Source organism: Sphingobium agri (genome assembly GCF_023051225.1).
Classification (GTDB): Bacteria; Pseudomonadota; Alphaproteobacteria; order Sphingomonadales; family Sphingomonadaceae; genus Sphingobium; species Sphingobium agri.
In genome coordinates this window covers 156,405-182,292 of record NZ_JALKHS010000021.1, presented here as the reverse complement: position 1 = coordinate 182,292, position 25,888 = coordinate 156,405, and the positions used below count along the sequence as shown (strand labels likewise).

The window sequence follows — 25,888 nt, the reverse complement described above, 5'->3', positions numbered from 1 at the left end:
CTGGATTTGACGAAGTGACGCCGCTGCCCTTCCTGCGATCGCCGCCCTTTCCCGGAATCGCCTCGCGCGTGGCCGCGGTGAGCATCCTGCGCGAGCGGGCGGGCGAGCCCGATGAAGTGCCGGATAGCGTTATCGAACAGATCGCGGCCGCGCGTGTGGGCGGGGCCTATTGGGGCAGGCAGCGCGAAGGGGTGAAGCTGGTGGCGCGGGCGGGGTGCTGCTTCTCCCGCGACGGACTTGATCGACGCGAGGTCGTCATTCTGCCGCTGCGGCAGCCCGCCAAGGCATATGACCCTTGGGCGCTGGTGGCGCAGGCCCGCTCTGTCCATGCTAAAGCTGACGATGAACTGGCGATCATCGCGGGGATGCTGGGGGTCGCCGTGCATGGGCCCGATGGTGAAATCATCGCGCCGGAGCGGCTTCGGCTGGAGGCGAAGCGGGCCGTGGCAGCAGCGAGCTATCGGGATTGTTTCAGCGGGAAGGCGGTTGGCGTCGATCAAGCCATCGCGCAGCTGGCTGAGTGGGGACGCCACTTGCAGGGCAATCGGCATATCGCCGCTGCCAGCGGCATGGCCTTCTGGAAGCGGGAAGCGATGCGGCGGTTCCTGTGGGATGGGGTGCGGTCTCCGCCATTCCTGTCTCCGCGCGCGGGAGTGGTGCGCGCACGACGGGAAGATGGAGCACTGGCGATATGGCCGTCTCGGGTGCCGTCTTCCTTGCAGGCGGACGCGCCGGATATTGCCGTCGCGCGGGTGGAGGATGGCTTCTTGCGGTCGAAGGGGCTGGGCGCCGCGCTGACGCCGCCGGGCTCTGTCGTCGTCGATCGGTCCGGCATCTATTATGATGCGGGCAGGCCGAGCGATCTGGAAACGCTGCTCGCGACTCATGCTTTTTCGCCAATGCTTGTCGAGCGGGCGCGGCGGCTGCGTGAAACGATCCGGGCGACGGGCGTCACCAAATATGGGCAGGATGCCGGGCAGATGCCGAGCCTTCCTAGCGCCAAGCGCACGGTGCTGGTCGTCGGGCAGGTGGAGGATGACCTTTCGGTGCAGCTTGGCGGCGCTGGGGTCGAAGGCAATCTGGGACTGTTGAAGCGGGCTCGCCGGGCCGAACCCGATGCCCATATCATCTACCGACCCCACCCCGATGTGCAGGCCGGATTGCGGCGCGGGCATTTGAGCGATGCCGTGGTGCATGACCATGCCGACGCGCTGGACAGCGGCGCGCCGCTGATGGCGTTGGTGCAGGCGGTGGACGACGTGCATGTCCTGTCGTCGCTGACGGGGTTCGAGGCGTTGCTGCGCGACCGGCCCGTCACGGTGCACGGCATGCCATTCTATGCCGGGTGGGGACTGACGCGCGACTTGGCGGAACCCAATCCACGGCGGGGGCGCAAGCTGACCATCGACCAGCTTGTCGCGGCCGCCCTCATTCTCTATCCTCGTTACCTGGACCCGGTAACATGTCTGCCCTGCGGCCCCGAAATCATGGTGGAGCGTTTGGGCAGTGGATCGACGTCATCAATCTCATGGCTGATCCGAATGCGGACGCTACAGGGGAAAATTAGAAGATTTATGACTGTGTCTGCCGAGCGTCTCCATGGCTGACGGCCAAGCCAAGACCTTCCTTTTCCTCCAGGGACCGCATGGACCCTTTTTCGCGATGCTGGCCGATGCCTTGCGCGCGCGGGGGCACGGGGCGCTGCGGATCAACATCAATGGCGGGGACAAGGTCGACTGGCCGGGGGAGGCGACTGATTATCGCGGTACTTTTCGCAACTGGCCGCTCTTCTTCGACGATTTCATCGTCCAGCATGGCGTCACCGACCTGATCCTTTATGGTGACTGCCGCCCCTATCATGCGTCGGCGCACAAGATGGCGCGGCTGCGAGGCTTGCGCGTCCATGTGCTGGAGGAGGGCTATATCCGGCCCGATTTCATGACGTTGCAGGAAGATGGGGTGAACGGCAATTCGACCTTGCCACTCGACCCGCAATGGTTCCTGGATCAGGCATTGGGGCTGCCGCCGGAGGGTGGGCGGGAGCCGCAAATCCCCTCGACCTTCCGCAGGCGCGCCGTCAACACGACACGCAACGGGCTTGCGTCGGCGATGATGTGGCCGGTCTTTCCCTTCTACCGCACGCATCGGCCGCAAAGCTTCCTGCTGGAGGCGGCGGGATGGTTCAAGAAGCTGATGCTACGCAAGCGGGACGTGCGCCTGTCGCATGCGCAGTGGGAGAAGATTCGGGACAAGCCCTATTTCGCCCTGCCGTTGCAGCTCGATTCCGATTACCAGATCCGGGTGCATTCGCCGTTCGGCAATATGCGCGCGGCCTTGCGGTTCGTGATCAAGAGCTTCGCCCGCTACGCGCCCGATGGCACCTACCTGCTGGTGAAGCGCCATCCGCTCGATTCAGGACTGGTCGCCTGGGAGCGGCTGACGCGGAGGCTGGCGGCCCGATATGGGGTGGAAGACCGGGTCTATTATCTGGCCGACCTCGACATCGCGCAGGTGGTGGGGCGATCATTGGGCGTCGTGACGGTCAACAGCACGGTCGGCACGCTGGCGCTGAACAAGGGCAAGCCGGTACTGGTGCTGGGACATGCCGTCTACAAGGTGCCGGGCGTCGTCTACAAGGGCACGCTGGACGAATTCTGGCTCGATCCAGGGGCGCCGGACCAGACGCTGTATGCGGCATTCCGGCGCGTGCTGATCGACCGATGCCTGATCCGGGGCGGCTTGCTGAGCGATCAGGGGCTCGACATGCTGGTGAACAATGCGGTGGAGCGTCTGTGCGGCCGATCGACGACGGCGGAGCGCAGCGCGGATGTACCCGTTAGGCGGATCAATCTGGCGCGCGTCAGCTGAAGCTTGGCAATCCTGCTTTGCGCAGGGCCTTGTTCAGGTAGCGCGTGAAAGCCTTCTCACGGACGGGCGGGCGCGCGCGGAGCCATGCCAGCGCGACGACAGGGCGCCACTGGCTCAACTGATCAGGCGTGAGGCCGCTTTGCTTGTGATAAGCGTGGCCAAGCTGACCGGCCGCCCAACCGCGCCAGATGTTGGTGACGGGGTCGGCGGGGCCTTCGCCAAAGCGCATCAGCATCTCGCTTCGTACGGCGTCGGCGGCGGGCGCGCCGATCGCGGCTTTTGCCCAATCGAGGATCACCAGTCCGCTACCGCTCACCAGGATGTTGTCGATGTGGAAGTCGCCATGAAGGATATGGCTGCTCTCCGGCAGGCGCGCGAGATAATCCCTCGCGGCGCTCTTGAGCCTTTCGGGGGCCGGGCCATAGTCGATGTCGGTTTGCAGCACGGACTTGACGGTGCGCAGCCCGGAGGCGGAGGGGGTATGAACGCTGTGCAGAAGCCCCGCCATTTGGCGCAGCAGCGACGCGGCTGACAGCGGCTGCTTGCGGATGGCGCGGGTGATCGAGATGCCGCTGATTTCAGGATAGATGAGGGCGCGCTCACCCTCCACCTCGACGCGCGCGCGCGGCGCGGCCGTGGGGAGGCCGAGGGAGGAGGCGAGTGTTGCCGCCGTCATTTCGCGGTCGATCATTTCGTCCGACACGGCTGGATGGAAGATCTTGACCACCTCTCCGTTTCCGATGCGGAAAACCTCTGAGCTTTTGCCCCGGCCAAGCAGCAGCCAGTCGCCTTCCCTTTTCAACCTCATGCGCGGCGTCATTTCCTTGGCTCTATGCATTTGCCGATCGCTCAATTGATGGTAGCTGCGCCGGCATGAATTCCAGGAGCCTGCCCCTATGAAAGAATTGATCGCTTTCGATCTCGACGGAACGCTGGCGGAAAGCAAGCAGCCTTTGGGCGAGGAGATGGGGGAGGCGCTGGCCGACCTGTTGACGGTGGCGCATGTCGCCGTGATTTCCGGCGGGGACTGGCCGCAGTTCGACAAGCAGGTGGCAAGCCGCTTGCCCGCCCGCGCCGACCTGTCGCGCCTGTGGCTGATGCCGACCACGGGGACGAAGCTCTACACCCGGCAACAGGGAGCCTGGACACCGGTCTATGCCGAGCTGTTCGATGAAGCGCAGAAGCAGAAGATCTTCGCGGCTTTCGATCAGGCGCTGGAGGCGACGGGTTTCGTGCCGGAGGAAACCTGGGGCGAGCGGATCGAGGATCGAGGTAGCCAGATCACCTTTTCCGCGCTGGGCCAGCAGGCGCCGATCCACGCCAAGGAAGGGTGGGACCCGGACTTCGCCAAGCGCCGCATCATCCAGGCCGACCTGCGCGAGCGGTTGCCGGGCCTGTCGATCAACATGGGCGGCGCGACATCGATCGACATCACGCGCGAAGGCGTGGACAAGGCCTATGGCCTCAAGAAGCTACGCGACGCGAGCGGCATCGCGCTGGATGCGATGATGTTCATCGGCGACGCGATCTTCCCCGGCGGCAACGACTATCCGGCCAAGGAACTGGGGCTGGACACGGTGCGCGTGCGCGATCCGGAAGAAACACTGTCGGTCATCGCGGCGATCGTCGCCTGCCAGAAATGACGCAAGCTGGCTGATTTCGCGCGATGACGGTGGTTCGAACGCTTTGCGGCCAATGTTCGGTCGGCTGTGGCGTGCGCGCCATGACGGGGGAGGGGCGCGACCTGTCCTTCGGAGGCGATCCCGTACACCCGGCCAACAGCGGCCTGCTGTGCGCGGGGAGCGGTGCGATCGATGCCATGGTGCCCCTGGACGGGCGGCTGCTTCACCCCCTGCTGAACGGGCAGCGGCTAAGCTGGGACCGGATGATCGGCCAAGCCGCGCGGCGATTGAAGGATGTCCTGCATCGTCATGGGCCGGGCTGCGTCGCCATGCACGTCGCGGGCGGGCTGCTCACCGAGGATTATTATGTCGCCAACAAGCTGATGAAAGGGTTCATCGGCTCCGCGCATATCGATTGCCCTTCTGCGGGCGGGGCTGCCGCGGAAATCTATCGCCGGGCGCTGGGCGAGGATGCGGTGCCGGGAACATATGAGGATGTCGACCGGGCGGAATTGATCCTGGTTCCGGGCGAAGCGGCGTTGCGCAACCATCCCATATTGGCCGATCGGGTCCAGGCTGCGCGGGAAGAAGATGGCGCGCGATTGATTCTGCTAAGTGATGGAGCGGATGAGCAGGTGATCCCGGCTGACATTAGGCTGGACATCACGCGGGCAAGCGCAGCCATCCTGCTCAATGGACTGCTGCTGCATTGTCATGAGCGCAAGCTGGTCAACAGGGCCTATCTCGACCGGCATGTCGTGGTGCCCGCCGATTTCTGGGCGCGCCTGCGGCACGGGCATGATCTTTGGTCGGTCGCCCGGCGCTGCGGGATGCAAGCGGGTGAGGTTCGCGCCTTCTATGATCTGGTCGCGGCCGGACGGCGTGTGGTGACGTTGCTTGATGATGGTGACGCAGGCCTGATGCAGGCCGTGCTCAACCTTCACCTGTCGATGGAGTGGATAGGGCGCCCCGGCGCGACCGCGTTTGCTCTGGCGCGGGACAGCAACGCGATGGGCGCGCGAGAGGTCGGATGCGGCAACAGGCAACTGGCGGCGCATCGCGACTTCTCCGACGACGCGCTGAGTTCGACGGCGCGCTTCTGGAGCGCGCCGCACATGGCGGAGGAGCCGGGATTGTCCGGCGATGACGTGCCGGACGCGATAGAGCGAGGGACGATCAAGGCGCTGTTGGTCGTCGGGGGCCTTGCTCCGGAACATCGGCTGTCGCCTCTGGTCGCCAAAGTGCCGCTGGTCATCATGACGACGCCATGGGCACCGGAAGCTGGCGCGAAGAACCTTTTGGCGCTGCCGTCCCCCGTCTGGATCGAGAAGGATGGCACGGCGACCGGGGCCGATCGGCTGATCAGTCGCCAGCGCCGCCTCTTTCCGCTGCCGGGCGAAGCGAAGCCGGATTGGTGGAGCCTTACCCAGATCGCGCGTGCGATGGGGTGGGGAGATGCGTTCCATTATGAGCGGCCTGCTGAAATCTATCGCGAGCATGTGCGGCTGACCGGCTACCGCAATGGTGGCGAAAGACTGCTCGATCTGCGACGGCACGCGCCGATATCCAACCCCGCTTATGATGAGCTGACACCATGGCGGTGGGGCGAGATCCCCTTTGACGAGGGGCGGTTTCCGACGCCCGACGGCAGGGCGAGGCTTTTGCTTTGAAGTTGAGTGCGAGAACCTGAAACACTTGATCCGTTCGGGGCTGAGCTTGTCGAAGCCTTCTTTTTTAAACGAAGTAGAGCCCTTCGACAGGCTCAGAGCAAACGGGGTGCAGGAGTGATGCCCGCCCATCTTCTGACGGAGATGTGGCGTGCTCCTGCGCGCGCTTAGAGATCAGCCGCCACGCGCTATGCCCTTCAGATGATGGAGCAGCAGGTCGGCATTGGCTTCCCAGGTGAAGCGCAGGGCCGTGTCGCGCACCGCTTCGCGCTCGGGCGGATTGTACAGGATTTCGCCGATGGCAGCGGCGATGGCTTCAGGGTCGCGATCGACGATCTTGCCCGCTTCCGGCCGATCGAGCAGTTCGCGTGCGCCGCCCACATCGGTGATGACGATCGGGGTGCCGCAGGCGAGCGATTCGACCCAGGCGTTGGCGAGCCCTTCGGAAGAGGAAGGCAGCGCCATCACATCGGCGGCGGCGTAGATGCGCGGCAGCCGGTCATGCGGCACTGAACCCAGGAAACCGATACGGCGATCGACGCCAAGTTCCTCCGCCTGCTTTTCCAGTGACCGGCGATATTGGCCCTGGCCAGCGAACAGCAGCGTGATGCCGGGCAGCCGAGGGAGCGCCTGCACGAGGAGATCCTGGCCCTTGCGGGGAATGAGGGCCCCGACGCACAGGACGACCGGACCTTCAAAGCCGAGGACATCCTTGGCGACGGCACGATCGGCTATTTCGAAGCGATCGAGATCGACGCCCGTATAATGGACCCGGATCTTGGCAGCGTCCATGCCGAGCTTTACCATCGACCGGCGCATGGCGCTGGAAACGGCGAGCAGGCCAGCCGCCTCAGCCCCGGCGCGCTTGACCATGGCGCGGGTGTCGCGCCGCTTGCCCCAATAATGAATATCCGCGCCGCGCGCCTTGACCGAATAGGGAATGCCGAGCGCGCGCGACAGGCGCTGCGTGACCGGGCCGTCGGGGAAGAAGAAGCTGGCGTCGATCACGTCGAAGGGTTGCTGCCCATGCAGATGGCGGACCAGCGGCAGGATCGCGCGGGTCATGCTGCCGACATTGTAGCGCGCGCCGATTTTCGGGATCGTCGAAAAGAGTGGGCGGTAGACGGTCAGGTCCTTCCACCTTTCCTTGCGGGGCAAGGCGCGGAGCGGGGCATATTGATCTGCGAGGCCGATCGGCCAAATGGGGATGCCCAAGGGCGCGATGACCGTGACATTCACGTCCGGGCGGCTGGCGAGTTCCCGCGCCTGCCGCTCAACGAACACCCCGAAATTGGGGCGGCTCATATCCGGAAAGAGGGTCGAGAGCGTGAGGACATTCAACGTCATGCCGTCTCCCATAGGGCATCGCGGTTAATCGAGGGTTAGGGGTGAAGTAAGGCTTTGGCTATAATTGTCTGACCAGCTGAACGGCGACGGCACCCCAGGGCGGATCAGTGATCACTTGCTGGCGGCTGCCGCTGCCGAGCGGGAGGATCTGGAGCTTGTCACCCTCGCGCCCGATGAGGCGGCCGAAGACGAAGCGCCCGGCATGGCGGGGCAGCAATATGTCGCGATTGAGCGCGCTTGCAAATTCGTCCGGGCCGATGCGGCGGCACCAGATTTCATCGCCGCTGCGATAGTCGCCAATGCTGGCGGACACCTGCACCCCGATCATCGCGTCGGCGGGGACGGGCGGCGGGAAGGACAGGCTGCGGGTAGGGGCGCGCGCGCCTTCTGGGCCGAGCAGCGCCGCGACCGGCACCACGCTTTGTCCCGGAAGCGCGACAAGCTCCGATGATCCCACGCCCAGCGCATCGGCAATCCGGTTCAGCCAGTTGACCGATACGGTTCGTGTCCCGGTTTCAAGGCGCCCGATGGTCTGCGCGGTCGTCGGAGGCTGGCAGAGGGCGGCTACCTGCTCCAGCGTCAATCCCTTCGCTTTTCGAACTTCTCTTATCCGCGTGATCATGCCTGTTCCAGAATTTCACCTATTTGGTTTTTGTTCTTTCCTACAAATGGTTCGTCGTGGCAAGTCCCTTCCACCAGTCATCTGAGAGGAGGAACCGATGCGAGGCCAATATGTGGAGCATAGGATCGAGGACCCCGCCGGGCAGGTCCAGACGGTTGCCGTCAATCTCGGCGAATCGCCGTTGGCCTGGCTGCACGCGCGGGGCCATTTGAGCGATCGCTATTACAGCGCGGGCGAGTTGCTGCGGGCCGATTGGGAGAAGGCAGGGCTGGGACCGCGCGTGACGATGCGCTGGGACGCTGCGCCTGCGACTGGCGGGGCACGGCGCGGCGCGGGAACGCCCGATCCCAGCATGGCGCAACTTTCCGCGCGGGAACGGTTCCACGCGGCGATTGCCGCTGCCGGGCCGGGGCTGGGCGACATATTGTGGCGGGTCGCCTGCGCTGGCGAGGGGCTGGCCGCAGCGGAGCGGGCGCTCGGATGGCCGAGCAGGGCAGGCAAGCTTGTGCTGACGCTGGCGCTTGAGCGGGTGGCGGCCTGGTATCGCGTGCCTTGACGCGTCAGCGGCTCAAGTCCGGGCCGAGCAACAGCAGCAGCTTGACGTCGATGGCGAAGCCTTCGGCGCGCCAGGCGGCTATCCGCTGGGGCACGTCGTCGAGCGGTACGCGGTGGACGCGGATATCCTCCCCGTCCACGCCTCCGCCCTCGCCGGTCTTCTGCAAATCATGGGCGCGGAAGAGGCAGAAGCTTTCCGATACCATGCCGGGCGAGCTGTAGAAGTCGCCAGCGGGCTCCATGCGTCCGGCGCGGTATCCGGTCTCCTCTTCCAGTTCGCGGATCGCGGCGAGGGCGGATTCCTCGCCTTCTTCCGTGTCGCCGACCAGCCCGGCGGGGAGTTCGATGCAGCGGCGGCCGAGCGGCACGCGAAACTGATCGACCAGCAGCACATGGCGGCGGCCGTCCGCATCTTCGTCGATGGCGAGGATGACGGCGGCGTGGATGCCGCGCGCCCGGCCGACATATTCCCATCTGCCCCGGCGCTTGGCGGTGATGAAGCGCCCCGCCCACATGATTTCTTCGGGGGCGGCCATATCCTGTTCGCTCATAACTCGATCAGCCTGTCGGGCAGTTCGTTGATATCGCCCTGTTCCCGCGGGAAATGGGTGGCGAGGACGGCGCCCACCTGGGCCACGGCCTGTGCCAGCCCCTCGCCGGGTTTACCCAAACGGATGGCTTCAATCAGCGCCGTCATCGCGTCGCCCCATGCCTCCGGCGCGACCTTTTCGTTGATGGCGCGATCGGCGACGATTTCGGCGCGATGTTCGTCCAGAGACAGATAGATGAGGACGCCTGTGCGTCCATGCGTGCGCGCTTCGGCTGCGGTGCGAAACAGCAGGATGGCGCGGCGGCGCACCCGACGGGCCTTCGTCGCGCGCGGCGTCATCAGCATGCGCAGCGGCATGATGGCGAGCAGATAGCGCACCACCAGGAATTTCAGGATGAGAATGGCTGTCAGCCCGAGGAGCAGTTTCCAGTCTGCCAGCTCATGATCCCAATCGAGCAGCAAAGACGACAGGAAGGCCCGCAGGTGTGCAGGGAAGGCCGCCATGAGCGCCAGCGCAAGGAAGACGGCCGCCGCCGCCCAACTGAGCCCGACATCATGATAGCTGTCCGACCGGCGGGCGACGATCGTCACGATCTCACCAGAGGTGTGTATCTCCGCTTCCTGTACGGCGGCCGATACAAGTTCGTGATCGGCCTGGCTGAGCAGCACTTGCATTACCAGCCCCCCGACGCGCCGCCGCCGCCGAAGCTGCCGCCGCCGGAAAAGCCGCCGCCCCCGCCGCCTCCGCCGCCCCAGCCGCCGCCTCCCGAGCCCCAGCCGGAGCCCATGCCGGGACCCCAGATGATCACGGGCGCGCCGCCGCCCCGGCGATAGCGTTTGCCGCCGCGCGCGCGGGACAGGAGGGGTAGCAGCACGAAGAAGACGAAGAACATGATGATCCAGAAACCAAGGATGCCGCCGCCTCCGCTGTCCTGCTGCCGTACTTCGGCCTCCGCCTGCGCAGCGCGTGCGCGGGCCTGGTCAGGGGGGAGGGCAAGGAGCGAGCTGATCTGGTCGACGCCCGCCTCGATTCCGCCTGCCATGTCGCCCGCCTTGAAGCGCGGGGTGATGGCGTTGCGGATGATCTGCGAAGACAGTGCGTCCGTCAGTATGCCTTCGACGCCATAGCCGACCTCTATCCGTACCTTGCGATCATTGGGCGCGACGATCAGGAGGACGCCTTGGTTGTCTTTGTCGCCAATGCCCCAGGCACGCCCGAGCCGGTAGCCATAGTCGGATATGTCATAGCCTTGCAGGTCGGGGATGGTGGCGACCACCAGCGACCGACCGCTCGCCTGCTTCTGCGCGATCAGCTTTTGGCTGAGCGTCTGTTCCTGCGCTGGGTCGAGGATGTTCGCGGCATCCACGACGCCCTTGTCGTCGAACTTCGGAAAGCTCTGCGCTCCGGCGGCCGGGATCAGCCAGAGCGCCCCGGCCAGTAACGCGAAGATCAGGAGCAGGCGGCGGAACATGGCTGGCGCTTAGTTGCCGAAATCGACCTTGGGCGCTTCCTCCGCTCCCGGCGTGGTCGCCTGGAAGGGCGTCATCGGCTTGGCGCCATGGATGATCTTGGCACCGATCGCGTCGGGGAAGGTGCGGATGCGGGTGTTGTAGGCGCGGACCGCTTCATTATAGTCGCGGATGGCGACGGCGATGCGGTTCTCGGTTCCTTCCAGTTGCGATTGCAGGTCGAGGAAATTCTGGTTGGTCTTGAGATCGGGATAGGCCTCAACCGACGCGAGCAGCCGCCCAAGACCCTGGCTCAGTTGCGCTTGTGCCTGCTGGAACTGCTGGACCTTGGCGGGATCGGACAGGTCTTCGGCATTGACCTGTACCGACGTTGCCTTGGCGCGCGCCTCCGTAACCCGGACCAGCGTGTCCTGTTCCTGCTTGCCTGCCGCCTTCACCGTCGCGACGAGGTTGCCGATCAGGTTGGAACGGCGCTGATATTGCGCCTGCACGTCAGCCCATTTGGCCTTGGCGGCCTCTTCGGCAGTGGGCACGCTGTTGATGCCGCAAGCCGATAAGGCGAAGGCGGTGAGCAGGGGCAGGAAAAGGGAAGGGAAAAAGCGGCGCAGGATCGTCATGGAACATCCTCGGCATTGTTACGATGTCGGAAATAGGTGGTTGTGGATGCGGGCGCAACGCCTCATCCTGATAAACACGCAATCAGGGCAAGGGGTTCGCACATGGGACTGATTTCCGAATTCAAGACGTTCATCAATCGAGGCAATGTCATCGATCTGGCAGTCGGCGTGATCATCGGCGGCGCCTTTGCAACGATCACAAAGTCGCTGACCGATGACCTTATCATGCCGGTAGTCGGCTTCCTGTTCGGCGGCGCCGATTTTTCCCGCTACTTCATCCGGCTTGGCGACATACCCGCCGGGTTCAAGGGCAATCCGGAAAGCTATGCCGACCTGAAAAGCGCTGGCGTAGCCATGCTGGGCTGGGGTGAGTTTCTGACCGTGCTCGTCAACTTCCTGATCCTCGCCTTCATCATCTTCCTGCTGGTCAAGGCAGTGAACAAGCTGATGCCCAAGCCGGAGGCCGCGCCTGCCGCGACGCCTGAAGAGGTGCTGCTGCTGCGCGAAATTCGCGACAATTTGAAAAAATAATTCGTTTCTGCGACGAAAGGAGTGTGCGGCGGGAACCATCTGCCGTGCGACCAGTTGATCGCGGTCAGAGTTCGGGGCGCATTGCGCGATCGGGCTCTTGCCGAATGACGTCAGCCCCAGGGGGGCGCAACAGGAGAATACGCCGTGAAAACCATCGTCTCAGTCCTCGGCCTTGCCAGCTTGGTCGCGCTTGCTGCGTGCGACTCCAAGCAGGAAAACAAGGTCGAGAACGCATACGAGAATCAGGCGGACGCCATCGACAACCAGGCCAGCAACATGGAAGCGATGGCCGATAACCTGTCGGGCAACGCAGAGGCTGCTGCTGAAAACGCCGCCGACGCACTGGAGAACAAGGCTGAGGCAACCCGCGAAGCAGGCGAGCGCGCTGCCGACGCGGTTGAAGAGAAGACGGAACGCTAAGCTTTCGCTTTCCCAAGCCGGAAAGGGCGTCGCGATGATGATCGCGGCGCCCTTTTTGCTTGGCGTCTCAATGTCTTTAACGGCCCTTTAACCACGCCCTGCCCATGGTGCCGTCGCGCGCATCCGTGAAGGCCAAGGGAATGGACGAGCTACTTCAGGAATTCATAGCCGAAACACAGGAAACGCTGGAGGCTCTGGCGGGCGAAGTCGTCGCCTGGGAAGCCGACCCCGGCGACCGGGACCGGCTCGATGCCATCTTCCGCTTCTTCCATACGGTGAAGGGCAGCTGCGGTTTCCTCAACCTGCCGCGCTTTGAACGGCTGAGCCATGCGGCCGAGGATGTGCTGTCCGAAATCCGCGCCGGCAATCGTACCGCTGATCCGGCGACCGTGAGCGCCGTCCTTGGCATCATGGACCGGATTGCCGAACTGGCGGAAGCCGTGGCGATCGGCGCGGCGCTGCCGGACGAGAATGACGATTATCTGATCGGCGCGCTTGCCGAGAGGGAGCAAGGCGCGGCGACCGAAGAGCTGGCCCCGACCGTGGAGCCTATCCGTCAGGGTGGCGCCCAGGCGGTGCCACGGACCATCCGTCTGCCATTGTCGCTGATCGATCAGTTGATGAACGGCGTGTCGGACATGGTGCTGGCGCGCAACGAACTGTCCCGCAAGCTGCGCGAACGGACAAGCGATCCCGAGCTTGAAAGCGTGTTCGAGCGGCTGTCGACCTGCGTTGCGGACATGCGCGATTCCATTTCGAAGACGCGGATGCAGCGGGTGGAGCGGCTGTTCACCGCCATCCCGCGCATGGTCCGCGACCTTGGCCGTGAACTGGGTAAGCGCATCGACCTGGTCCTGGAGGGCGGCGACGTCGAAATGGATCGCGAAATGGTGGAGATGGTGGTCGACCCCCTGACCCACATCGTCCGCAACAGCATCGACCATGGCATCGAGACGCCCGAGCAACGCCGCGCGCTTGGGAAGCCCGAGGCGGGGACGCTGAAGGTGCAGGCGCGCCAGTCGGGCAACCAGATCGTGATCGAGGTCAGCGACGATGGGCGCGGCATCGACACGGCAAGGCTGGTCGAAAAATCCATTGCGAGCGGCAAGCTGACCCGCGAGGCCGCTGCGAAGATGAGCGAGAGCGAAAAGCTGGAGCTGATCTTCCAGGCCGGGCTTTCCACCGCGCAGCAGGTTACTGCGATTTCCGGGCGGGGGGTCGGCATGGACGTGGTGCGCGCCAATGTCGAGCGGATCGGCGGAGTCATCGCGCTGCATAACCAGATCGGGCGCGGGCTACGCATCGCGCTGCGTGTGCCGTTGACGCTGACCATCATTCCGGGCCTCATCATTCGTTCGGGCGGTTTGCATTTCGCCATCCCGCGGGCTGCCGTCGTGGAAATCCTGCACGACAATAATGAAACGCTACACATCGCAGAAGTCGGCGGCGCCAAGATCGCCACGATCCGGACGGTCCGTCATTCGATGATCGATCTGGAAGATGTGTTGGGCATGGAGAAGGTGGTTCAGCCGGGCCCCCGCGCGATTATGGTCGTGCGTTCCGCCACGGGTGTGCCCTTTGCTCTCGGCGTCGCAGCGGTCGACAATCATGAGGAGCTGGTCATCCGTCCAGCCTCTCCGCTGATCATGGCGACGGGCGTCTATGCGGGCATGACGCTGCCCGACAATGGGAAGCCGATGCTGCTGCTGGACGCCGCTGGTCTCGCCAATGCTGCCCGCCTGCCGAACATCGTGGATGAGCGCTCGATCGATCAGCTGGAGGACAGCGGCGACGGAGAGGCGCGGGTCGAAATGGTGTCGGCGCTGCGGTTCGAAGAGCTTTCGGGCGAAAGGCGGCTGATCAAATTGTCGCTGGTAGAGCGGGTGGAAGATGTCGATGCCACGCTCTTTGGCCGTTCTGGCGGAAACGCCTTTGTTCGCTTGGACGGGCGGCTGGTGCCGGTAGCGAACGGAGCGCACAGCTTTGCAACCGGTCATGTATCGGCACTGCGTCTGCGCGACGGCAGCCAGGAGGCCTGTTACCCGGTTGCCGCTGTCCTGGACATCGTCGAAATGCCGGCCGTGCCCGATATGGTGGCCATGCAGGGTGCGCTGAGCGGCGTCGCCGTTGTCGATGGCGAACATCTGGAAGTGCTCAACCCCTTCGCCTTGTTCGCTTCCTTGCCCGGAGGGCCGATCGTGGAGCGCCGCCGGGGACGGTGCGTCCTGGCGGACAGCGAGGACGGCTGGACGCGTGAGATATTGGCTCCCTTGCTGCGTCAGGCGGGACATGATGTCCTTCTGGGCCTGCCGCAGGATGAGGCTGTCGATCCGGCCGATGTCGTCCTTTGTTCGGGCGGCGATGTCTCCCAGGCGGCAGAAATACTGGGATGCCGCATCGTTCAACTGCGCGCTTCGCCAAGGCCGACGGGGCCAGAGGATGGCAGCATCTACCGTTATGATCAGGACGCGCTGATGGCGGCCATCTCCGGCACGCGGCGTTAAGGAGGCTATTGATGGAACAGCTTTACCTTCTCGCGACGCTTGCCGATACAAGGGTCGCCGTTGCGGCGCATGAGGTCGAGGCCGTCGTCAAGCTGGCCGACATCTCGCCTGTTCCCGGAATGCTGCGGCATGTGGCGGGATTGTCCGCCTTGCGCAGCCGGGTTCTCACCATCATCGACGTGCCTGCGCTGATCCATGGCGCGCCTACGCCCGCCGACAGGCGCGGCTTGGCGATCATCGCCGACATTAGCGGCCACAGCTACGGCCTGATGGTGGATGCGGTGCATGACATTTGCGAAGTGCCGGAAGGTGACCTGCCGCTCCGGGGCCAGCTCGACCGGGCATGGGCTCCTTATGCACGCGCGATCGTCGAGCAGGATGGCCATCCGCACCTGCTGGTATCGCTGGCAAGCTTCATCGAAACGGGATTGCTGGCGCAGGCTGCATAATTCCGGCTTCTTGTTTACCAATTACTTGGCTTTGGCAGCTAATCCTTCCTTTACGAGGAAAATCTAAGGGACGCTTCATGAAAAACTGTCTGGTGGTGGATGACTCCAAAGTCATCCGTAAAGTTGCACGGCATATACTTGAATCGCTCGACCTGTCGGTAAGCGAAGCGGTCGATGGGCAGGATGCGCTGACCCAGTGCGAAGCGGCCGCGCCGGACGTGGTCCTTCTCGACTGGAACATGCCGGTCATGAGCGGAATGGAATTCCTGCAGGCCCTGTCCACCGCCAAGGTGTCCGCACGGCCGAAGATCATCTTCTGCACCACCGAAAACGGCATCAGCCATATCAAGGCAGCGGTGGAGGCGGGGGCCGACGAATATGTGATGAAGCCCTTCGATCGCGAAACATTGGAAAGCAAGCTGTCGATCGTCGGCGTCATCTAAAGACCGCTGACCTACTCGTTGCCAACCTCACTGCCGGAAAGTCCTTCCATGTCCCCCCTTTCGCCGATCCTGGCCAGCCAAAGCAGACCGCAGGTCCGCGCGATGGTTGTCGATGATTCGGTCGTGGTGCGGACGATGATCGCGCGGATATTGAATGGTGACCCGGCTTTCTCGGTGGTTCACAAGACCAACAGCGCCGAACATGCGCTTCGCTATCTCGCCGCGCATGAGGTCGACCTTGTCCTGCTCGACATTGAGCTGCCGGGTCAAAGTGGGTTGGCCGCCCTTCCGGCGTTCCTGCGTGCCAATCCCCAAGGCAAGGTCGTGATCCTGTCGGGCAACTGCGAAGAGGGCAGCGGGGCCGCAGTCGAGGCGCTGGCGCTGGGGGCTAGCGACATCTTCGCCAAACCGGGCAGCGGGAGTTTCGGCGAGCAGTTTCCTCAGGCGCTGATAGACCGCCTGTCGCGCTTGTTCGGCGCGCATCCGCAGCAGCCTGCGGAAACGCAGCCGGTCCTGATGGCGGCGAGCAAGCCGAGCGCGCCTCTTGCCTGTCTGGGCATCGGCGCGTCTACGGGAGGCATCCATGCGCTGGGCCAGCTGTTTGCCGGGATGAGCGCGCCCCTTGGTGTGCCGATCCTGCTGACGCAGCATCTGCCTGTCAGCTTCACATCCTATTTCGTGCAGCAGCTTGCCCGGATGACCAGTCTGCCGGTGAAGGTCGGCGAGCAGGGGGAGTTACTGGCGCCCGATACCGTCTATGTGGCGCCCGGCGACGCGAATTTGCAAGTGCGCCGCGGCCTTTATGGGCGTGTGATGGTCACGCTCAATCCAGAGCGTACGCCCGCGGGCAACCTGCCCGGCGTCGATCCGATGTTCACCAGCATGGCGGAAGCCTATGGGCCGGGGGCTGCTGGTGTCGTGCTGACCGGCATGGGCCGCGATGGCACGGCGGGCGGGCATGACATCGTCGCAGGCGGCGGCTGGATCGTGGCGCAGAATGAAGCAAGCAGCGTGGTTTGGGGCATGCCGGGATCGGTGACAGGGGCGGGGCTCAGCTGCGCCTTGCTCGATCCCTATGCCATCATGGATTTCGTCGCGCGGCGCGGAAAAAGCAGAGGTTTGACACATTGACCCTATCAACTGATTCATCCTCGCGCGGCGCCGCCCGCATCTTTTCCGGCCTGCTGGAGGCGCGCACGGGTCAGATCCTGTCGGAAAGCCGCGCCTGGCGGATGGAAACCGCGTTGAAGCCCGTCATGAGGGCCAATGGCGTGGCCGACATGGATGAACTGGCCACGCGGCTGCTCGGCAATCGCGATCCCCGGCTGGAAGAGGAAGTCGTCAATGCGCTGCTCAACAATGAAAGCAGCTTCTTTCGCGACCTTCAGATATTCGACATGATCAACCGGCACATCCTGCCTTCCTTCGCGGAGCGGCGGGAGCGGGTGCTGCGGATCTGGAGCGCGGGCTGTTCTACAGGGCAGGAAGTCTATTCGCTGGCGATCCAGCTCCGCAATGATGCGGCGCGTTGGCGCGGCTGGCGGATCGAGATATTGGCGACGGATATTTCGACGGCGGCCATAGATCAGGCGCGCAGCGGCATCTTTTCGCAGATGGACGTTCAGCGCGGCCTTGCCGTGGGCGACCTCATCAAATGGTTCGAACCTGCGGGCGACAATTGGCGCGCGAGCCCTGAGCTGCGCCGGATGATCGATTTCCGCACCGACAATCTCTTTGAGCCCAAGGCGCCCTCGGGCGACTATGATCTGCTGCTCTGCCGCAATGTGCTGCTGTATTTCACGCCCGAGCGGCGGCAGGAAGTGTTCCGGCTGATGACGCGCCACAGCCATGACCGGTCGGTCCTGCTGCTGGGGGCGGGCGAAACCGTCATCGGCCATAGTGACGATTTCATCCCTCATCCGGAATTTCGCGGCGGCTATGGCAGGCGTCCGGAAGCGGCGCAGAGCAGCGAAGGCATCCGCCGGGCCGTCTGACGGCGGGACTTCGCTCATCGGTTCGCTGGGTCCAGGATCAGCGCCAAGCGCTTGTGCTTGATCGGCCCTGTTCTCTCCGCCATGGTTGGCGGAAGCTGCGCATCTTTTTGGATGCGGTCAGGACAGGTGGTGGTTACGGTTTTCCGATGAGCGACATTCCGATGATCGAGACTCCGTCGCCCAATTTCGACGATCGCAAGCTCCCCATATCGATGCTGGTGCTGCATTATACGGGGATGCACGACGCCCAGAGCGCGATCAACTGGCTGGCGAGCCCGGAATCCAAGGTGTCGGCCCATTATGTCGTGACCGAAGAGGGCGAAATCGTCCGCATGGTCGATGAAGCCAAACGGGCGTGGCATGCGGGCCGATCGCACTGGCGCGGCATGGATGACGTCAATTCGGCCAGCATCGGAATAGAGATCGTCAATCCGGGGCATGAATGGGGTTATCGCGCATTTCCGGATGCGCAGATCGGCGCGCTCATCCCGCTGATGCACGACATCGTAAAGCGGCACGGCATCACGCGCGGCAATATCGTGGGCCACAGCGACGTGGCCCCCGCACGCAAGCAGGACCCGGGCGAGCTTTTTCCATGGGGGCAACTCGCCCGGCTGCGGCTTGCGCTGCCACGGCCGACCCGCAACCTCATGGACCCGCTCTGGTCGGACAGTGCCTTCATGCTGGCGCTGGAACGGTTCGGCTATGACATCGCCGAGCCACAAGCAGCGGTCGTCGCTTTCCAGCGCCGATTTCGCCCCGAACTGATCGACGGCGTCATCGATGGCGAATGTCGTGCGATCCTGCTCGCCCTGCTGCTGCCAAAGCCGAGGGGTGACGAATAAGCGGGGATGACGGACGGCGGCGAGCCGTGTATAGCGCCCCTGCCAGAGGGCCGGGCGGCCGCGGCGTGGCGGGTAACTTCCACGGCGAGGAAAGTCCGGGCTCCACGAAATGACGGTGCCGGCTAACGGCCGGCTGGAGTGATCCAAGGGACAGTGCAACAGAAAGCAGGTCGCTAACGCTTCGGCGCAGCGAAATTGAAAGGGTGCGGTAAGAGCGCACCGCGTCTCCGGCAACGGAAGGCGGCACGGTAAACCCCACCGGGAGCAAGACCGAATAGGGGCGGCGCGCAGCTTTGACTGCTAGGCCAGTTTCGGCTGAGACCGCCCGGGTTGGTTGCTTGAGGGACGGAGCAATCCGTCTCCTAGAGGAATGGCCGCCCATCCATGGTGACATGGTGGACAGAACCCGGCTTACAGGCCCTCTGGCATCGGATCGGGAGAAAGCGTCGTCCGGAGAGGGCGGGGATCGCAGGCCATGCCGCGCATATTATCCTGAGATGCCCAGCCTGCGCTGGCATAGCGGCAAGGGCTTTCAACCGATCGAATTTTAACTCGCCGGGGTGGCGTTCCGCCTGCGGCTTACCTAATTTGGACCGATGGCAAGAAGCAGCCGATCAAATGACTGGGGCTTTCCCCGCTGGCGCAGCTATGGCGCATCGCGTGAGGCGCAGCAGGTGCGCATGTGCGACCGCTATGGCTGCGACAAGCCGGGCGATTGTCCCGCGCCCAAATCGCCCAATAGCCGCGAGCGCTGGTATTTCTGTAGTGATCATGCGGCGGAATATAACCGCAATTGGGACTATTTTCAGGGGCTCGACCAGGAAGAGCGGGAGCAGCGAGAGCGCGCGGAACGGCGCGACGCGGGCGGTTATCAGAGCAGCGCCTATCATGGCTGGGGCGGCCCCGGCGACGGCAGCCGATCGCGCGACGAACTACATGCTCTGAAAGCCCTCGATCTGGAAGATGACGCCGATTTCGAGGCGGTGAAGAAGAGCTGGCGGCGGCTGGCCAAGGAAAACCATCCCGACGTCAAGCCGGGAGATGCGGATGCTGCCGTCCGTTTCCAGACGATCCAGGCCGCTTATGAGGTGCTGCGATCGGCGGAAGAGCGGCGGACATGGAAGCCACGGGAGACCGTGGATTGAAGGATCATATCCGGTCCAACTGGCAGAATGCGGTGCTGGTCTGCCGCAAATGTTCAAAAAAGCTCGACGGCGGCTTTGGCGCTCAAGGGGACGAGCGGCTGGCCAAGGCGCTCCGCAAGCAGCTTTCGCTGAAGAAGGGGCGGAAAGCCGCGGCTGGTATCATCGAGGTGAATTGCCTTGGTGTATGTCCCAAGGGAGCTGTGACGGTCGTGAATGGCGCCCAATCGCGTGATTGGCTGCTTGTGCGGCGCGGCGCGGATCTGGATGAACTGGCACAGACGCTGGGCCTTGCGGCGGAGAATGACGGGTCAGCCAGCGTGCCTTAGCGGCTGCTCCAGCCCTGCTTCCGCCAGAAGCGGCATCAGCAGCTGTTCCTCCTTGCGCATCCTGTTGAGGATGGTTTCCATCATATAACGGCTTTCCCGGCAAAATTCCGGCCACTCTCGGGCGATGCGATCGTCGCTCCAGCGTGCCATATAGTGGGAGAAGCTCAGGGCCAACGGGGCCATCTCGGTCTGTAGACGTGCGGCCATCTCTTGTAGCGGAACATGAGGCTGCCGCTGCATGGCCGGATAGAAGAACTGATCTTCCAAGGCCAAGTGCGCCATCAGTTCGCGGGCAAATTGCCAGCGCAGTGTGCCCAGCGGACGAGCAACGCCATCATCATCGACCAGCGTCAAGAACCGCCCGGCGAGCAGATCAAGCGCATCATGCTGGCTTTGTAGCTGTTGCAGGTCCATCGGCCAATTCCATGCATCGCCTTATGATGCTTGTGGCAGAATGGCGTTAAGAAACTGTTCTGGCAGGGTTTTCACCCGTCGGCACCATCCGCCGCCCGATGAGCGGCGGATGGCATAACGGATCAGCCCGGCTGGTCAGCGCGGCTGGCGCCTTCGCCGTCGAGATTCTGGGCGACGAAGTCCCAGTTGATCGCTTCCTTCAGCACGCGCTCGGCATAGTTGGGACGCAGATTGCGATAGTCGATATAATAGGCATGCTCCCACACATCGAGGATCAGCAGCGGCGTGTGGCCATGCGCGACGGGGGTGTCGGCGTCATGATAGCTGGTCACTTCGAGCTTGCCGTCCTTCAGGATCAGCGCAGCCCAACCGCTGGCGAAATGGCCGACGGCCTCCGCCTTCAGCTTGTCGAGCAGGGCATCGACCGAACCAAAGCCTTCGTTGATGAGGTCGAGAAGCTGGCCCGAAGGCTGCTTCTTTTCCGGGGAAAGCGAATGCCAGTAGAAGGTGTGGTTCCAGATCTGGCCAACCTGGTTGAACAGCGCGCCCTTGCTGCTCTTGATCAATTCGACGAGCGACTTGCCCTGAAGCGCGGGATCGGCCGCGATCAGCTCATTGGCCTTCACGACATAGGCATTGTGGTGCTTGCCATGGTGATAGTCGAAGGTTTCGGCTGACAGAATGTCGCCAAAGGCATCCTTGGAATAGGGCAGGTCAGGCAGAACAAAGGCCATGTCGGAACTCCTCGGGTTCATGGATGGATGGCGGCATAACGGTCATGCCACCGGAAGTGTCCCGGCCCCGTAGCAGCCTTATTGCACTGCGGAAAACAGGATATTTTCGTTTAGCTGCATGGAAATATCCGTGTGACAGCAGCGTAACGATGCCTTAGAATCGCCGGTTAGGCCGTGCAAAAGCAGCGGCTGATAATAGGGGACGGATCAATGGCAAAATTCTTCGGCAATTTGCATCTTGTGCTGGTGGTGGGGCTTGTCCTCGCGCTCGCCATCATCTTCGCTATTCCCGCCAATACCGTGCCGGAACAGGCTATATTGCGGTGGCTTCACTTGTTCTTCGGCATCACCTGGATCGGCCTGCTTTACTATTTCAACTTCGTCCAGATCCCGACGATGCCGAAGGTTCCGGCGGAATTGAAGCCCGGCGTGTCCAAGTTCATCGCGCCTTCGGCCCTGTTCTTCTTTCGCTGGGGCGCGGCGCTGACGGTGCTGACCGGGGCGATCATCGCCTGGCGCAGCGGCTATCTGGTGGAAGCACTGACGTTGACGCCCGGTTTCGTGCTGATCGGCATTGGCATGTGGCTGGCGCTGATCATGGCGTTCAACGTGTGGTTCATCATTTGGCCGAACCAGAAGAAGGCGCTGGGCATCGTTCCCGCCGAGGATGCGGTGAAGGCGAAAGCGGCGACGACGGCGATGATCTTCTCGCGCACCAATACGCTGCTGTCTTTGCCGATGCTGTATTGCATGGTGAACTTCAACGGCGGTTGAATCGAGGTTTGGGCGGGGCTGGCCAAGGCTGGCTCCGCCTGCGTTTTCCGACTGACTTCTCCTCCGTTCGCCCCGAGCTTTTCGAAGGGCTATCTTGGAAGAAGGGAAGGGCTTCGACAGGCTCAGCCCGAACGAAAATAATATGCGTGGCGCCAGATCCGCATCACCCCTGGGGTGGCGTAGTCTCGCCGACTTCCTCGCTGTCGAGATTGTTGCCCAATGTTAGTCCGTGACGCGTGAGCATCGGGATGTTGGCGAGGGCGAAGAGCAATGAAACCACTGTCACGCCCCAGACCTTCACCGAAAGCCAAGCGTCGAAGCTCATCGAATGGCGCATCACTTCATTGGCGACGGCCATGGCGGCGAAGAAGATGCCCCAGTTGCGCGACAGCTTGCGCCAGCCTTCGTCGGTCAGGCCGTCATAGGCGGCCTGCAGCAGATATTTGAGCAGCGCCCTGCCACGCAGAAGCCCGCCGAACAGCATCAGGGCGAAGAAGCTGTAGATGATCGTCGGCTTCACCTGGATGAAGCTTTGATCCTGGAAATAGATGGTGAGGCCGCCGAAAAAGAGCACGAGCATCGCCGACAGCCACAGCATGGGCGACACGCGGCCGAGCTTCACCTTCGAGATGATGACCGCGATGACGATGGCGGCCATGAAGGCGGCCGTGCTTAAGCTCATCGCGGTGATCGGGTTGCCCGGGCCCCAGATCCAGCCCACGCCCTTGTAGGTCAGGAAGAAGACGAGCAGCGGGCCGAAGTCGAGCGCGAGGCTGAGGTTGCCGCCATGGGCTGGTTTGGAGTCAGTCATTGGGCACCTGCGTCATGCCAGCGGAAGCTGGCATCTTGTAAGGTTGGGCCGTTCTGTGCCCGCATGATTCCAGCTTCCGCCGGGATGACTAAGATGGTGATCTCAACGCGCATAGGCCGTTCCCGCGATCGCGCGCGCCATGTCGCCGGGGTCGAAGGGGCGCAGATCCTCGATCTTCTCTCCCACTCCGATCGCATGGATGGGCAGGCGATATTTCTCGGCCGCCGCGACCAGTACGCCGCCACGCGCGGTGCCGTCCAGCTTCGTCATGACGAGGCCGGTGACTTGCGCGACTTCCTTGAAAACTTCGATCTGGCTCAACGCATTCTGTCCGGTGGTGGCATCCAGCACCAGCACAACGTCATGGGGTGCAGCCGGGTTCAACCGGCCGAGCACGCGGCGGATCTTGGCCAGTTCATCCATCAGCTCGGTCTTGTTCTGCAGGCGGCCGGCGGTGTCGACGATCAGCACGTCGATACCGGTGGCGGTCGCCTGCTTGACCGCATCGAACACGATGCCCGCTGCGTCGCCGCCTTCCTTGCCCGCGACGATGGGGATGCCAAGCCGGTCGGCCCAGACCTTGAGCTGTCCGATGGCGGCGGCGCGGAAGGTGTCGCCCGCCGCCAGCATCACGCCATAATCCTGCTCCAGGAAATTATTCGCGAGCTTGGCGATGGTGGTGGTCTTGCCGGAACCATTGACGCCGATGACCAGGATGACTTGAGGACGGGGAAAGGCTTCGATCTCCAGCGGGCGGGCGACCGGAGCGAGGACCTTCTCGATCTCTTCCGCGATGATCTCGCGCAGATAATCTTCGGTCAGTTCGCGATTGTAGCGGCCTTCGGACAGACGATCGCGCACGCGGGCGGCCATGGCGGGCCCTAAGTCGCTGACGATCAGCGCTTCCTCGATCTCGTCGAGCGTCTGGTCGTCAAGCGCGGCCTTCGTGAAGAGGCCGGTGAGGTTCTCGCCAAGCTTGTCGGAGGTGCGCTTCAAGCCGCCGAAGAGGCGGTCGCGCCAGCTGGTGCCGGGTTCAGTCATTGACGAGCCTCTTGCGCGATCAGCACGCCATTCTCAAGGCCCGTGATCGTTGCGGACGTGACGGAGGAGGGGGATTGAGGCGCCTCGAAGCGAACCGGGGCGAAATTTTCGGCGTGGCCCGAGAGGGCGTTGCGCTCGACCAGCACGGACTGGGTGCTGCCGATGAGGCTTTGCAGCCATTCCCGGCGTTGCGCCTCGCAGGCCGAACGGAGGCGGGCGGCGCGCGCCTTGATGATGGCGCGGTCGACTTGCGGCATACGGGAGGCGGGCGTGCCTGCGCGCGGGGAGTAGGGGAAGATATGGCCGTGGACGATGGCGCATTGCTCGACCAGCCTCAGGCTGTTTTCAAACATCGCTTCATCCTCTGTCGGGAAACCGGCGATGATATCCGCGCCGATGCTGATGGCAGGGCGGGCGGCCTTGATGCGCTCCACGATACGGATGGCGTCGGTGCGCATGTGGCGGCGCTTCATGCGCTTCAGGATCATGTCGTCGCCCGCCTGGAGCGAGAGGTGCAGGTGCGGCATCATGCGCGGTTCATGAGCGAGAAGCTCGAAGAGCCGGTCGTCGATTTCCACGCTGTCGATCGACGAGAGCCGCAGGCGGAGGAGGGCTGGCACGGCTTTCAATATGCGTTCGACCAGCAGGCCGAGGGAGGGCGATCCGGGGAGGTCGGGGCCGTAGCTGGTGACGTCCACGCCCGTCAGCACGATCTCCTGATAGCCTGCATCGACCAGCTCGCGCGCCTTGTCGATGACGGCGCCTGCGGGGACGGATCGGCTATTTCCCCGGCCATAAGGGATGATGCAAAAGGTGCACCGATGGTCGCAGCCATTTTGCACTTCGAGGAAGGCGCGGGCATGCTCCGCGAAGGCGCTGGCCATGTGCGGCGCTGTGTCGCGGACGGCCATGATGTCGGAGACTTGGACTTTCTCCGCTGCCTTCAACACTTCCGTCACCCCAGCGGAGGCTGGGGTCTCATGCGGTGGCGCACGGCGTTGGGCCTGAGATCCCAGCTTCCGCTGGGATGACGGGTAGTGGGCGGGGTCGAGCTTCTCCCGATTGCCTATTACCGCGTCGACTTCCGCCATTTGGGCGAAGGTTTCCGGTTCCGTCTGTGCCGCGCAGCCGGTGACCATGATCCTCGCTTCTGGCCGTTCGCGGCGGGCGCGGCGGATGGCCTGACGGGTGTGGCGCACGGCTTCGGCGGTTACCGCGCAGCTGTTGACGACGATAAGGTCGTCCTGTTCGCCCGCTATTTCGCGGATGGCTTCGCTTTCCGCGATGTTGAGGCGGCAGCCGAGGGTGATGATCTGCGGCCCGCTCATGCTCTAAAAGCGCGTCCAGTCAGCCTCGCCATCGAAGACGTGGGTGGCGGGGCCGGTCATCATGATGTGACCGCCGGGCTGCCAGTCGATGACGAGATCGCCGCCGGGCAGCGTGACGCGCGTCGGCCCGCTGACGAGCTTGCGACGGACCGCTGCGACGGCTGTCGCGCAGGCTCCTGTGCCGCAGGCGCGGGTGAGGCCAGCGCCGCGCTCCCATACGACCAAGCGGATATGATTGTCGCCGATGACCTGCGCGAAGTTCACGTTGACGCGGGCAGGGAAGAGCGGATCGGTCTCGATCATCGGCCCCAAATGGTCGAAGTTCACACCGTTCATATCGTCAAGGAAGAAGACGACATGCGGATTGCCGACATTGGCGGCGGCGGGGGCGGGAAGGTCTTCCCAGCTGACGGGCATGGTGAGCGTGTCCATCGCATAGGCGAGCGGAATGGCGTCCCAGTCCAGCCGGGGCGCGCCCATGTCGACGCTGGCGCCACCGTCGACGGCCTTCGCATCAAGCAGGCCCGCCTTGGTTTCGATCAGGACGTCGCGGCCGACGAAAAGGGGCACGCAGCGGGTGGCGTTGCCGCAGGCTTCGACTTCGCTGCCATCGCTGTTGAAGATGCGCATCGATACGTCCGCGCGATCGGATTGCCCGATGAGGATGAGCTGATCGCAGCCGATGCCGGCGTGGCGGTCGGCAATGGCCTGAGCCCGCGTGGATGTCATATCGACCGCGTCCTCGCGCGCGTCGATCACGACGAAATCATTGCCCAGTCCGTGCATTTTGGAGAAGCGTCCCATAGGCGGG

29 protein-coding genes and 1 other RNA gene are annotated in these 25,888 nt (G+C 63.6%); 17 read left to right on the top strand and 13 right to left on the bottom strand.

Annotated elements, in window-relative coordinates; all coding sequences use genetic code 11:
• Positions 1-14: 14 nt before the first annotated feature.
• The gene (locus MU848_RS18555; RefSeq protein WP_201515007.1) at positions 15-1,607 is read left to right on the top strand and encodes a capsular polysaccharide export protein, LipB/KpsS family; all 1,593 of its coding nucleotides are present in this window, start codon (positions 15-17) and stop codon (positions 1,605-1,607) included.
• Positions 1,600-2,868, top strand: a complete 1,269-nt coding sequence (locus MU848_RS18550; RefSeq protein WP_201515006.1) for a capsule biosynthesis protein — start codon at positions 1,600-1,602, stop codon at positions 2,866-2,868. Before MU848_RS18555 ends, MU848_RS18550 begins: the two co-directional genes overlap by 8 nt.
• On the opposite strand, the gene MU848_RS18545 is transcribed toward MU848_RS18550, so the two are convergent.
• Entirely contained in the window at positions 2,861-3,676 is an 816-nt protein-coding gene (locus MU848_RS18545; RefSeq protein ID WP_247234786.1) for a phosphotransferase family protein, read from the bottom strand. The genes MU848_RS18550 and MU848_RS18545 overlap by 8 nt on opposite strands.
• 88 nt (positions 3,677-3,764) lie before the next feature.
• Between MU848_RS18545 and MU848_RS18540 the strand changes: the two genes are divergently transcribed.
• Both MU848_RS18540 and MU848_RS18535 read left to right on the top strand, forming a co-directional pair.
• Positions 3,765-4,511, top strand: a complete 747-nt coding sequence (locus tag MU848_RS18540; RefSeq protein ID WP_247234784.1) for an HAD-IIB family hydrolase — start codon at positions 3,765-3,767, stop codon at positions 4,509-4,511.
• A gap of 23 nt (positions 4,512-4,534) precedes the next feature.
• On the top strand, positions 4,535-6,160 hold the full coding sequence (locus MU848_RS18535; protein WP_247234782.1) for a molybdopterin-dependent oxidoreductase: 1,626 nt from the start codon (positions 4,535-4,537) through the stop codon (positions 6,158-6,160).
• A gap of 171 nt (positions 6,161-6,331) precedes the next feature.
• Here MU848_RS18535 and MU848_RS18530 read toward each other — a convergent pair whose 3' ends face one another.
• Together MU848_RS18530 and MU848_RS18525 are read right to left on the bottom strand one after the other, a co-directional pair.
• Positions 6,332-7,504 carry a glycosyltransferase gene (locus MU848_RS18530; RefSeq protein WP_247234780.1) on the bottom strand — a complete coding sequence of 391 codons (1,173 nt, stop codon included), beginning with the start codon at positions 7,502-7,504 and terminating at the stop codon, positions 6,332-6,334.
• A 58-nt stretch (positions 7,505-7,562) separates the two neighbouring features.
• Positions 7,563-8,126, bottom strand: a complete 564-nt coding sequence (locus tag MU848_RS18525) for a helix-turn-helix domain-containing protein (protein ID WP_201515002.1) — start codon at positions 8,124-8,126, stop codon at positions 7,563-7,565.
• 97 nt (positions 8,127-8,223) lie between these two features.
• Between MU848_RS18525 and MU848_RS18520 the strand changes: the two genes are divergently transcribed.
• On the top strand, positions 8,224-8,682 hold the full coding sequence (locus MU848_RS18520) for a DUF6456 domain-containing protein (RefSeq protein ID WP_247234778.1): 459 nt from the start codon (positions 8,224-8,226) through the stop codon (positions 8,680-8,682).
• Positions 8,683-8,686: 4 nt separating this feature from the next.
• Here the strand turns inward: MU848_RS18520 and MU848_RS18515 are convergent, their stop codons facing one another.
• Genes MU848_RS18515 through MU848_RS18500 form a run of 4 tightly spaced genes read right to left on the bottom strand, consistent with a single transcriptional unit; the run spans position 8,687 to position 11,318 of the window.
• On the bottom strand, positions 8,687-9,232 hold the full coding sequence (locus MU848_RS18515) for an NUDIX hydrolase (protein ID WP_247234776.1): 546 nt from the start codon (positions 9,230-9,232) through the stop codon (positions 8,687-8,689).
• A complete protein-coding gene (locus MU848_RS18510) occupies positions 9,229-9,906 on the bottom strand; it encodes a TPM domain-containing protein (RefSeq protein WP_247234774.1) in 678 nt (225 codons plus the stop codon). The genes MU848_RS18515 and MU848_RS18510 overlap by 4 nt, the downstream gene beginning before the upstream one ends.
• Positions 9,906-10,703, bottom strand: coding sequence for a TPM domain-containing protein (locus MU848_RS18505; protein ID WP_247234772.1), 798 nt, complete (start codon positions 10,701-10,703; stop codon positions 9,906-9,908). The genes MU848_RS18510 and MU848_RS18505 overlap by 1 nt, the downstream gene beginning before the upstream one ends.
• A gap of 9 nt (positions 10,704-10,712) precedes the next feature.
• Positions 10,713-11,318: a LemA family protein gene (locus MU848_RS18500; RefSeq protein WP_247234770.1), complete on the bottom strand. Its 606-nt coding sequence runs from the start codon at positions 11,316-11,318 to the stop codon at positions 10,713-10,715.
• 102 nt (positions 11,319-11,420) lie between these two features.
• On the opposite strand from MU848_RS18500, the gene mscL reads away from it, so the two are divergent.
• From mscL to MU848_RS18445, 11 genes are all read left to right on the top strand, one after another.
• Entirely contained in the window at positions 11,421-11,849 is a 429-nt protein-coding gene (gene mscL / locus MU848_RS18495; RefSeq protein WP_247234768.1) for a large conductance mechanosensitive channel protein MscL, read from the top strand.
• 144 nt (positions 11,850-11,993) lie between these two features.
• The gene (locus MU848_RS18490; protein WP_097090980.1) at positions 11,994-12,269 is read left to right on the top strand and encodes a hypothetical protein; all 276 of its coding nucleotides are present in this window, start codon (positions 11,994-11,996) and stop codon (positions 12,267-12,269) included.
• Between the two features lie 140 nt (positions 12,270-12,409).
• Positions 12,410-14,773, top strand: a complete 2,364-nt coding sequence (locus MU848_RS18485; RefSeq protein ID WP_247234838.1) for a chemotaxis protein CheA — start codon at positions 12,410-12,412, stop codon at positions 14,771-14,773.
• Between the two features lie 11 nt (positions 14,774-14,784).
• Positions 14,785-15,222, top strand: coding sequence for a chemotaxis protein CheW (locus MU848_RS18480; RefSeq protein WP_201514996.1), 438 nt, complete (start codon positions 14,785-14,787; stop codon positions 15,220-15,222).
• A 77-nt stretch (positions 15,223-15,299) separates the two neighbouring features.
• Complete coding sequence (locus tag MU848_RS18475; RefSeq protein WP_201514995.1) at positions 15,300-15,665, top strand: response regulator; 366 nt, start codon at positions 15,300-15,302, stop codon at positions 15,663-15,665.
• 48 nt (positions 15,666-15,713) lie between these two features.
• On the top strand, positions 15,714-16,796 hold the full coding sequence (locus MU848_RS18470; protein ID WP_247234766.1) for a chemotaxis protein CheB: 1,083 nt from the start codon (positions 15,714-15,716) through the stop codon (positions 16,794-16,796).
• Complete coding sequence (locus tag MU848_RS18465; RefSeq protein ID WP_247234764.1) at positions 16,793-17,659, top strand: CheR family methyltransferase; 867 nt, start codon at positions 16,793-16,795, stop codon at positions 17,657-17,659. The genes MU848_RS18470 and MU848_RS18465 overlap by 4 nt, the downstream gene beginning before the upstream one ends.
• 146 nt (positions 17,660-17,805) lie before the next feature.
• Entirely contained in the window at positions 17,806-18,504 is a 699-nt protein-coding gene (locus MU848_RS18460) for an N-acetylmuramoyl-L-alanine amidase (RefSeq protein ID WP_201514992.1), read from the top strand.
• 42 nt (positions 18,505-18,546) lie between these two features.
• Positions 18,547-18,934, top strand: an RNA gene (gene rnpB, locus MU848_RS18455) — RNase P RNA component class A.
• Between the two features lie 166 nt (positions 18,935-19,100).
• Positions 19,101-19,649 carry a J domain-containing protein gene (locus tag MU848_RS18450; RefSeq protein WP_247234762.1) on the top strand — a complete coding sequence of 183 codons (549 nt, stop codon included), beginning with the start codon at positions 19,101-19,103 and terminating at the stop codon, positions 19,647-19,649.
• A complete protein-coding gene (locus MU848_RS18445) occupies positions 19,622-19,975 on the top strand; it encodes a (2Fe-2S) ferredoxin domain-containing protein (protein WP_247234760.1) in 354 nt (117 codons plus the stop codon). Before MU848_RS18450 ends, MU848_RS18445 begins: the two co-directional genes overlap by 28 nt.
• On the opposite strand, the gene MU848_RS18440 is transcribed toward MU848_RS18445, so the two are convergent.
• Complete coding sequence (locus tag MU848_RS18440; RefSeq protein ID WP_247234758.1) at positions 19,958-20,389, bottom strand: hemerythrin domain-containing protein; 432 nt, start codon at positions 20,387-20,389, stop codon at positions 19,958-19,960. The genes MU848_RS18445 and MU848_RS18440 overlap by 18 nt on opposite strands.
• 122 nt (positions 20,390-20,511) lie before the next feature.
• Positions 20,512-21,123 carry a superoxide dismutase gene (locus MU848_RS18435; protein WP_097090989.1) on the bottom strand — a complete coding sequence of 204 codons (612 nt, stop codon included), beginning with the start codon at positions 21,121-21,123 and terminating at the stop codon, positions 20,512-20,514.
• A gap of 210 nt (positions 21,124-21,333) precedes the next feature.
• Here MU848_RS18435 and MU848_RS18430 point away from each other — a divergent pair, with 210 nt between their 5' ends.
• Positions 21,334-21,897 carry a urate hydroxylase PuuD gene (locus tag MU848_RS18430; protein WP_247234756.1) on the top strand — a complete coding sequence of 188 codons (564 nt, stop codon included), beginning with the start codon at positions 21,334-21,336 and terminating at the stop codon, positions 21,895-21,897.
• 163 nt (positions 21,898-22,060) lie between these two features.
• Here MU848_RS18430 and ispZ read toward each other — a convergent pair whose 3' ends face one another.
• The 4 genes from ispZ to dapF form a co-directional block, all read right to left on the bottom strand.
• Positions 22,061-22,708: a septation protein IspZ gene (gene ispZ / locus MU848_RS18425; protein ID WP_247234754.1), complete on the bottom strand. Its 648-nt coding sequence runs from the start codon at positions 22,706-22,708 to the stop codon at positions 22,061-22,063.
• Between the two features lie 102 nt (positions 22,709-22,810).
• Complete coding sequence (gene ftsY / locus MU848_RS18420) at positions 22,811-23,749, bottom strand: signal recognition particle-docking protein FtsY (RefSeq protein ID WP_097090992.1); 939 nt, start codon at positions 23,747-23,749, stop codon at positions 22,811-22,813.
• Positions 23,746-25,077 carry a tRNA (N(6)-L-threonylcarbamoyladenosine(37)-C(2))-methylthiotransferase MtaB gene (gene mtaB / locus MU848_RS18415; protein ID WP_247234752.1) on the bottom strand — a complete coding sequence of 444 codons (1,332 nt, stop codon included), beginning with the start codon at positions 25,075-25,077 and terminating at the stop codon, positions 23,746-23,748. The genes ftsY and mtaB overlap by 4 nt, the downstream gene beginning before the upstream one ends.
• A 3-nt stretch (positions 25,078-25,080) precedes the next feature.
• A complete protein-coding gene (gene dapF / locus MU848_RS18410) occupies positions 25,081-25,881 on the bottom strand; it encodes a diaminopimelate epimerase (protein ID WP_097090994.1) in 801 nt (266 codons plus the stop codon).
• Between the last annotated feature and the right edge of the window lie 7 nt (positions 25,882-25,888).